The organism is Vibrio sp. OPT46 (genome assembly GCF_015163535.1).
Classification (GTDB): Bacteria; Pseudomonadota; Gammaproteobacteria; order Enterobacterales; family Vibrionaceae; genus Vibrio; species Vibrio alginolyticus.
Map to the genome: position 1 here is coordinate 14,341 of NZ_JADDYG010000589.1, position 8,651 is coordinate 22,991.

7 protein-coding genes and 1 pseudogene are annotated in these 8,651 nt (G+C 45.8%); 3 read left to right on the forward strand and 5 right to left on the reverse strand.

The features are described from left to right. Nucleotides 1–239: 239 nt before the first annotated feature. Complete coding sequence (locus tag IQR33_RS34090; RefSeq protein ID WP_005374593.1) at nt 240–488, reverse strand: hypothetical protein; 249 nt, start codon at nt 486–488, stop codon at nt 240–242. Between the two features lie 358 nt (nt 489–846). Between IQR33_RS34090 and IQR33_RS23375 the strand changes: the two are divergent. After that, a pseudogene (locus IQR33_RS23375) lies at nt 847–1,122 on the forward strand (GNAT family N-acetyltransferase); the annotation flags it as partial. Nucleotides 1,123–1,127: 5 nt separating this feature from the next. Next, entirely contained in the window at nt 1,128–1,562 is a 435-nt protein-coding gene (locus IQR33_RS23380; protein WP_193837810.1) for a hypothetical protein, read from the forward strand. A 91-nt stretch (nt 1,563–1,653) separates the two neighbouring features. On the opposite strand, the gene IQR33_RS23385 is transcribed toward IQR33_RS23380, so the two are convergent. Beyond that, nucleotides 1,654–1,893, reverse strand: a complete 240-nt coding sequence (locus tag IQR33_RS23385) for an RNA recognition motif domain-containing protein (RefSeq protein ID WP_005374587.1) — start codon at nt 1,891–1,893, stop codon at nt 1,654–1,656. A gap of 148 nt (nt 1,894–2,041) precedes the next feature. Here IQR33_RS23385 and IQR33_RS23390 point away from each other — a divergent pair, with 148 nt between their 5' ends. Beyond that, a complete protein-coding gene (locus tag IQR33_RS23390; protein ID WP_017820066.1) occupies nt 2,042–2,575 on the forward strand; it encodes a GNAT family N-acetyltransferase in 534 nt (177 codons plus the stop codon). A 124-nt stretch (nt 2,576–2,699) separates the two neighbouring features. Here the strand turns inward: IQR33_RS23390 and putP are convergent, their stop codons facing one another. The 3 genes from putP to putA all read right to left on the reverse strand — a co-directional run bounded on the left by putP (nt 2,700) and on the right by putA (nt 8,180). Beyond that, complete coding sequence (putP, locus tag IQR33_RS23395) at nt 2,700–4,193, reverse strand: sodium/proline symporter PutP (protein ID WP_005374582.1); 1,494 nt, start codon at nt 4,191–4,193, stop codon at nt 2,700–2,702. A gap of 136 nt (nt 4,194–4,329) precedes the next feature. Next, nucleotides 4,330–5,037, reverse strand: a complete 708-nt coding sequence (locus IQR33_RS23400; protein ID WP_005383557.1) for a 1-pyrroline-5-carboxylate dehydrogenase — start codon at nt 5,035–5,037, stop codon at nt 4,330–4,332. A gap of 11 nt (nt 5,038–5,048) precedes the next feature. Further along, entirely contained in the window at nt 5,049–8,180 is a 3,132-nt protein-coding gene (gene putA / locus IQR33_RS23405) for a bifunctional proline dehydrogenase/L-glutamate gamma-semialdehyde dehydrogenase PutA (protein WP_193837811.1), read from the reverse strand. Nucleotides 8,181–8,651: the final 471 nt, after the last annotated feature.

Sequence of the window (8,651 nt, forward strand, 5' to 3'; positions counted from 1 at the left end):
CAATTGCAAACTATCAAATGCACAGCATGTGAAATTCAGCAGAGAATAACCAGAAAACAACGAAGGAGGGAAAGAGCTATGATTATTGCCGCTCACTTAGTAACCGTGATATGAAGAGAAAAAGCAACCTAGCGGCTCCCGCGGAGTCGCAAATTTGAAAGCGCATGACACGCCTGTATAGATATGTCGTTCGGGCAACGCCGCCCTATTTAGCCATTAATCATGGCTATCACTCAGAGTTAGAGTGCGGCCGATGTATGCCGTGTAGGATGTGGAACAACCTCTCCAATTGCACGATGATTACAACAACGGCAGTAGTATTGAGGCTCCATCTCGTAATAATGTTCACCTGATACAAATTTCGCCATCAGCTGTGTAAAACTCACCATTTTGCCTGTTAACGAGTCAACAGACTGAGGCTCGCAACGCTTCATAATCACTTTATGTTGCGTTGATTTTCTACAAGCTGCGCAATATATATCCGGCATTTCTCTTCTCCCTACTTTTTCGTCCTACTGACAATTGACATATTTTGTTCAAAATAATTCCACAATTAAAAAGCTCCTTTAATTTTTTGTGCCCTATCTTCAAAAAATTGAACGAAAGTATCAAAAAACTGAGACATTGGTCAGACCTCAACTTTTGTACCATCAATATGAGCAAACGTGCTTATGTGTGTAATAATACGACACATTACACATAAGCAATTGTTCGGGCTTATTATTTAGTAAGGCGCATGACAACTTTACAGCTGGCTAGATCGAGCTTTCGAGACGCCTTGTTATCTCGATTTACCCCGCAAACCAGTTGTTAGCAGCTATAGCCGTCTCATCAAGGAAGAAATGCATGACGATACAACCGATTCTCACTACCGAAAGACTCGTCCTCCGGCCATTCAATATCGATGACTGCCAACAAGTGGCTTTACTCGCTGGAGATAAGCGAATTGCCGACATGACAGCAAACATCCCTCATCCTTATGAGCGACCGATGGCGCAAGCATGGATAGATAGGCACGATCCGATGTATCAGCAGCATCAAGGCGTGGCGTACGCTATTACCTTGCGAAACACTGAGGAGTTACTTGGTGCGGTGAGTTTACCGCGTATAGAAGAGGGATATGTCGGATGATCATCCATGAAACTTCACAAAATCTGCCCAAGAACAACCCTTTCTTGCTAGGAACTGTATTGTTGTCGCTGTTCTATTTTTCCTACCTAGCAGACAAGATCGTCGAGTTTGGACTCGTAGCACTCACAATAATAGGATTGAAACTGCTCTCAACGTACTTCACGCGCCGCGCGTTCAATCCTAAAACGCTAGATATCGATGCAAGCACCAACACCTTGAAGTACCGCCAGGGCTCAACGGTTTACTTCCGTCTACCTCTTGATGACATTGTCAAAGTCCAAATACAGAAAGAGTTCTTCTCTAGCAAAAGTTTGATGCTCTACACAGTCAACGACGCTTACCAAGTGCCGAATTCAGACAATTTCGATTCTCTACAGTTAAAGGATTTAATGAAACAACTTGAAGAGAGAATTGATGATCAATTTCGCTAAAACGAAAAGAGAAGACATTCTAGAATGTTGCCAATTTGGTCTCTAAATAGAAAGACAAAAAAGCCAGCAATAACGCTGGCTTTTCTCTGTATTAGTCTTGTGCGACTTTCACGCGAATTTTGCTTTTTTCTACGTTCGTCAAATTCAGTGCTTCAAGAGCAGAAATGGCTTCTGCTTCGTCCGGCATGATGACAAAACCGAAGCCTTTCGACAAACCCGTGTCTTGATCAAGCACTAGCGAACACAGTTCTACTTTGCCGTACGCTGAGAATAATTTGCGGATATCTTGCTCGGTCATGTGACGAGCCAAGTTTCTTACTAAAAGTTTCATAATGAACCTAGTTGGTTTGATAACGGTTCGATTCTCTCAGTTTCTCTCTGGCAAACCAAGTGAATAATATGACGGCGTTGACTAGATCATTCTAAGTACATCTGTTTAAATGATTTTCCGTTCATTTTTCACCCATAGGAGAGTTGGCATGGAAACGAAACGTCTCAAACTCATCCCTGCTTGTTTAGAACGAGCCGAAGAGGCGCATCAAGCTGTCGTTCGCAGCCAAAAAACTCTCGAAGTCTATCTGCCGTGGGTACCTCATGTGCTGACATTAGAAGCGATGATAGAAGGGACAGAGAAAGCCATCGCAAACTTTGAAAACTTCGAAGAAGAGCTGCGTTACTACATCATTGAAAAGGAAAGCGATCGCTTACTGGGTGCGGTCGGCTTGATGATTCGAGATCCCGACGTACCATCCTTTGAGATAGGTTATTGGTTAGATAATGCTGCCGTTGGCAATGGTTATGTTGCCGAGGCTGTGCTCGAAGTTGAGCGCTATGCGTTTGATGACTTGGGCGCCAAGAGAATCGCAATTCATGCTGATAGCACCAACCAAAAGAGCCGGGCTGTAGCCGAGCGCTGTGGTTATGAGTTCGAAGGAGAGCTCAGAAACGAACGTCTGACTACATCGGGAGAGTTGAGTAACACCGTTATTTACGCCAAAATTCGTCGCGACTAACACTCCAATCTAACCGAGCAATGCTAAGCTTTGATCTCAAGCTACCACCATTAACGTTAATTAAGTTTCAGATAAAACAAAGCCCGCTAAAATAGCGGGCTTTGTGTTCATATACGGGAAGTTACTAGTCTAGTTCAACCAGTTTTTTCTCGAACGACTGGTGTTGGTCTAACACGTCTTGCGCAGCACCGCCCGTTGCTTTACTTACCACAATGATAGCAAGCGTAGAGAAGATGATGCCCGGTACGATTTCGTACACATCAAACCAACCCCCAGTTAGCTGCTTCCAAACCACGATAGTGATACCACCAACAAGAATACCTGCTAACGCGCCGTTACGGTTCATACCGCTCCAGTAAAGGCTAAGTACAACCGCAGGACCAAATGCCGCACCAAAACCAGCCCAAGCGTAAGATACAAGACCGAGTACTGAGCTATCAGGCGTCATCGCTAGGAATAGCGCAACAAGCGAAATAACGATAACACCGATACGACCAATCATTACGATTTCTTCAGAAGACGCTTCTGGCTTGAATACTTGCTTGTAGAAATCTTCTGCAAGCGCTGAAGATGAAACAAGGAGCTGTGAGTCAGCGGTACTCATTACCGCCGCTAGGATTGCTGCTAACAACATACCCGCAACGACAGGGTGGAATACTGCGTTAACCAATAGCATGAAGATCTTCTCACCGTCCTCTAGTTGAGTACCCGGATGACCCGTAACCCAAACCAGACCAACAAGACCAACAAGCATTGCACCAACCATAGATAGTGCCGTCCAAATCACTGCGATACGACGTGCAGTCGTTAGATCTTTGTTTGAACGAGACGCTTTAAAACGCGCTAGGATGTGTGGCTGACCAAAGTAACCAAGGCCCCACGCCGCTAGAGAGATAATGGCAATCGCAGACAATGGTTCGCCTTTCGCGTCATTCCATAGCGTTGCAAGTTCTGGGTTGATGTCATGTAGATCAGAACTTAGCTGACCTAAACCACCGTCCATTACCGCTATAGGAACAATCATTAGCGCAGCCGCCATTAGCAGACCTTGCACTAAGTCAGTCCAAGATACCGCTAGGAAACCACCGAATAGTGTGTAAGAAACGACACACACCGTACCGATGATAACAGCGTAGGTATAATCTAGACCGAATACCGTCTCAAACAGTTTGCCCCCTGCGACCAAACCTGAGCTGGTGTAGAAAAGGAAAAATAGAAGAATGAAAAACGCAGAGATTGTCTGAATCAGTTTCGACTTATCGTTGAAGCGACGTGACAGGAACTCTGGCAACGTTAGCGCGTCAGTTTGGATACTGTAGGTACGGAGGCGTTTTGCACTGATGAGCCAGTTTGCCCATGTACCAAGAAGTAGACCGCCGGCTAACCAGAAGGCCTCGATACCCGCAGCGTACGCATAGCCAGGCAAGCCTAGCAGCAACCAACCACTCATGTCTGAAGCACCTGCAGATAATGCAGCAGGCCACGGACCTAGGCTACGGCCACCTAGGAAGTAGTCAGATGAATTGGAAGTCCTCTTATACGCGTAAACGCCAATAGCAACCATAATCAGTAAATACGCCACAAAAGTGGACGTGATAGCAAAGCTATTTTCTATCATTAGATAGTCCTCGTTATAATTATTTCCTTCCTTGCCTGCCCTGATATTTTACCGTCTCAGCAATACATCAGAGTATAAAAAACCAATCTGGACCGACTCTCAGTCCAGTTACTCCAGATTGGCATTACAAGTCAGGTTAGTGAGTTTCGTTCCCCAACTCGAGTAGAGTTGCGTTACCACCCACCGCGGTAATATTTATCGTTCGAGTGCGCTCAGTAATGAAGCGCAACGAGAGATGAGGATCATGAGCCAATTTCGGTGACTCTAAATCCGTTTCAGAAACTAAGCCGACGATTGCACCGTCACGCTTAGCTAGTTGAAGATTGAGCGCATGCTCAACCTGTGAACGCCCAACATAACCCACACTACGTACATCGCTCTCAAGCAACGGGGCAGACGCATCGTACGCAACAACCTGGACTAAGTTAGATGGGAAGTTTGCCAACGCTACAGCTTGCTTAACCAATTGGTTTAGCTCTGCATTGTCACTGCAAACGACCACACTGTTGCCTGCAATTAAGGCACAGGTGATCATCGCAAAAGCACTGTATAACGCATTATCAGCAGGCTCGATGTTGTTTTCACAAATCACCAAAGCCACACCGCGTCCTGCGGCATACAGTTCGTTAGTTTCCCCTGTAGGGCCAACTAACTGGTGAGTTTCTGCAAGAAGAGCTGATGCTTGTTGCAAGTGGTAAGAAACCACCTTGGCAACGGTAGACTGCTGCCCTTCTAGTGCAGATTTAAATGCCAGAACATGCTCGCATTTGTAATCAAAATCAGTCAGATTCCACTGCTCCCACGCAGAGAATGCATCTTTAAAATAGGTGATCTGATGAACCATAATGCGACTCCTTATGCGTTTTCTGCTTGAGCAAGAAGATGTTGAGTAAAGCGGAATAGGTAGTGTGGACCACCAGCTTTCGGGCCAGTACCCGACAAGCCTTGACCACCAAACGGCTGTACACCAACCACAGCGCCAACTTGGTCTCGGTTGATGTAGCAGTTACCTACTCGAGCATGCTTCTCAATCCAACGGTACGTGGTTTCGTTACGGCTATGGATACCCATCGTCAAGCCAAAACCCGTTTTGTTGATCTGCGCAACCACGTTCGGTAATTCAGACGCTTTAAAGCGAACAATGTGCAATATTGGACCAAATTGTTCTTCTTTCAGCACATCGATGCCCGAGATTTCAAACGCACTTGGTGAGACAAAGTCACCATGCTGGCACGATTCATCCAGCTGTAGCTGAGCGACTTTAGTCTGTGTTTTGCTCATTTGCTCAAGGTGAGCGAGGAGTTTTTGTTTTGCATTGCTGTCGATAACCGGACCAACATCTGTTTTGTGTAGGTAAGGTAAACCAACATGCAGTTCATTCATCGCACCCTGAATCAGGTTGATCATACGGTCTGCTACATCTTCTTGTACAAATAGAACACGAAGGGCAGAACAACGCTGACCAGCAGATGCAAACGCCGAACGAATCACATCACGCACCACCTGCTCTGGCAATGCAGTACTGTCCACAATCATTGCGTTTTGGCCACCTGTTTCCGCAATAAACGGAACCGGTTTCGCGCTGCGCTCCGAAAGCGTAACGTTAATGCGTTGCGCCGTTGCCGTTGAGCCAGTGAATGCCACACCAGCAATAGCATCATGAGAAGTCAGTGCATGACCAATCTCAGCGCCGCGACCAGTAAGTAACTGAATCACACCTGCAGGGAAGCCAGCATCAAGCATTAGTTCAATAGCGCGAGCGGCAATTAAGCTTGTTTGCTCAGCAGGTTTTGCAACCACTGTGTTACCCGCAATCAGTGCTGCCGTCACCTGACCAAGGAAGATAGCCAACGGGAAGTTCCAAGGGCTGATACACACAAACACACCAAGACCTTCACGGCTAGAAATGCGTTTCACACCATCAAAGCCTTCTAGCTCAAATGGCTGTAGGTTTTGCGCTTGTTTCGCGTAATAACGACAGAAATCCACCGCTTCACGAACTTCATCAATGCTATCGTGAATCGTTTTACCCGCTTCTTTGTGACAAATCGCCACCAGCTCAGCCAGGTTTTCTTCCATTAAGTCAGCAAGCTTTTCTAAACAAGCCGCTTTTTGCTCAACAGGAACGGTTTTCCAATCAGAGAAAGCAGTTTGCGCCGCATCAATTGCAGCGGAAACGTGATCAAGAGTTGCAAATGCCACTTTGCCGACTTCAATTCGGCGATCGTATGGTGCGGTGATGATCTCAGCCGCATTTTCCTTGATCATGCTTTCGGCAAAGCGTTCACCATTGATCATCGGGCCTGCAACCCACTGGTTGTCCATGAAGCTTTCGACCTGAGCTTCAAATGGCTTCGCTTCACTGTCGATGTCGATGTTGACGCCATATGAGTTCTTACGCTCAGGGAAAATGTCGGCAGGTAATGGGATCTTGTCGTTGTGTAGCGTGTCAAAACCCGTCAACACATCCACAGGGTGATGGGTCAACTCGTAAATTGGACAACGCGCATCAACTAGACGGTGTACAAACGAGCTGTTCGCACCATTTTCAAGCAGACGACGAACCAAGTACGGAAGAAGATCAGCATGGCTACCGACAGGTGCATAAATACGTACTGGCTGACCGTACATTTTCATAACATGGTTATACAGTGAATCACCCATACCATGCAGGCGCTGGAACTCGTATTCTTTGTGCTCCGCCATGACAGCAATTGCCGTCACCGTGTGAGCATTGTGGCTTGCAAATTGTGGGTAGATATTACCGCGAACACCTTCGCTAAGTAGGAAACGAGCACAAGCTAGGTATGCAACGTCCGTCGCTTCTTTGCGAGTGTATACTGGGTAATTTGCATAACCCGCTTGTTGAGACCACTTGATTTCGCTGTCCCAGTACGCGCCTTTAACCAAACGCAGAGGAATAACGTCACCTTGTTCTTTTGCGAGTGCATTTAGCCACACCAAGACTGGTAGCGCACGTTTTGAGTAGGCTTGAATAACCAAACCAAACTTGCCCCAACCCTTCACAAGATCGCTACGGTATACTTTCTCAAATAGCTTCAGGGAAAGCTCAAGGCGATCCGCCTCTTCTGCATCGATTGTGATTGCAACGTCGACTTCAATAGCACGTTTTAGTAGTTGCATTAGTGAGTCATACAACTCTGTCATTACACGCTCTTCATTTGCGACTTCGTAGCGCGGGTGTAATGCAGAAAGCTTGATGGAAATCGAAGGCGCTGGACTGGTGTCGTTACCGTAAGTCTCGCGACCCACCGCTTCGATCGCCATTAGGTAATCTTTGAAGTACTTGTTCGCGTCCGCTGTAGTTAACGCCGCCTCACCCAACATATCAAACGAGTAGGTGAAACCTTTGTCGCGCATTGGGCGACCGTTCTTCTGCGCTTCTTCGATCGTACGACCACGAACAAACTGGTGACCCATTATCTTCATTGCCTGATACATGGCTTTACGAATCACGGGCTCAGAGAATTTATTTACCAGACGGTTTACAGCCTGACCTGGGCTCTGGGTGCCTTGCTCACCAAGACCAACCACTTTACCTGTTAGCATAAGGCCCCATGTTGATGCGTTAACAAACACAGAGTCAGAGTTTTTCAGGTGAGATTTCCAGTCTGCGACACTCAACTTATCTTTAATCAAAGAATCTGCTGTCGCGGCATCTGGGATGCGCATTAATGCTTCTGCAAGACACATCAGCAAGATACCTTCTTGAGTATCTAAGCTGTATTCCAGCAATAAAGCATCAATCATCTGGATTGACTTCTTATCGGCACGAATGGCTTCGATAAGGTGGGTCGTTTGGGTAGTGATCGCCGATTTTTCATCCTCTGTCGGCGTCGCTAGTGGCAATAGTTGCTCTAGCCATTGAGACTCGTCCACCATATATAATGGCGAGATCAGTGACCACAACTTATCAAGCGGCTGCCCGATAAATTCCGGTGTCAACACGTTCGTAGCTGTAAACATGTGTGTTCCTCAATCTCACTCCTCGAAAACCGCTTCGAGGATTATCAATGGCTGGCAGTGTATTTTGAGGCCGATAAGAATACTTGTCAAAAACTACGACATTTTTGCCAAAAACTCGCTTTTATAACAAAACATCCACATAGTCACATTCAAATAGGTAATATTTTGTGTTGTAAATTTTAATTTTTTCATTGCATTCACAACAAAATATCAAGAATATCAATAAGATTTTTGTGAAGAGCTCGTTCTAAGAGAAAATGTAGGATCAAGTGGCATATCAACCACTGCAAAGAACAGAGAATTTAAAAAAACGAGAGATAGGTCACGTGAATAAAACATAAAAAAACCATGCATAGTGCATGGCTTCATTCTGATTGATGATTATTTGACCTAAAAAAACGCGTTGTTATCCAACTTGTTTTTTATAACGGGAAGGTGATATTCCCTGTAAGCGAGTAAAAGTATGAGTAA

Bases quoted from the DNA above. Each gene is read 5' to 3' on its own strand.
- IQR33_RS34090 (WP_005374593.1), bottom strand. From the start codon at position 488: ATGCCGGATATATATTGCGCAGCTTGTAGAAAATCAACGCAACATAAA.
- IQR33_RS23380 (WP_193837810.1), top strand. From the start codon at position 1,128: ATGATCATCCATGAAACTTCACAAAATCTGCCCAAGAACAACCCTTTC.
- IQR33_RS23385 (WP_005374587.1), bottom strand. From the start codon at position 1,893: ATGAAACTTTTAGTAAGAAACTTGGCTCGTCACATGACCGAGCAAGAT.
- IQR33_RS23390 (WP_017820066.1), top strand. From the start codon at position 2,042: ATGGAAACGAAACGTCTCAAACTCATCCCTGCTTGTTTAGAACGAGCC.
- putP (WP_005374582.1), bottom strand. From the start codon at position 4,193: ATGATAGAAAATAGCTTTGCTATCACGTCCACTTTTGTGGCGTATTTA.
- IQR33_RS23400 (WP_005383557.1), bottom strand. From the start codon at position 5,037: ATGGTTCATCAGATCACCTATTTTAAAGATGCATTCTCTGCGTGGGAG.
- putA (WP_193837811.1), bottom strand. From the start codon at position 8,180: ATGTTTACAGCTACGAACGTGTTGACACCGGAATTTATCGGGCAGCCG.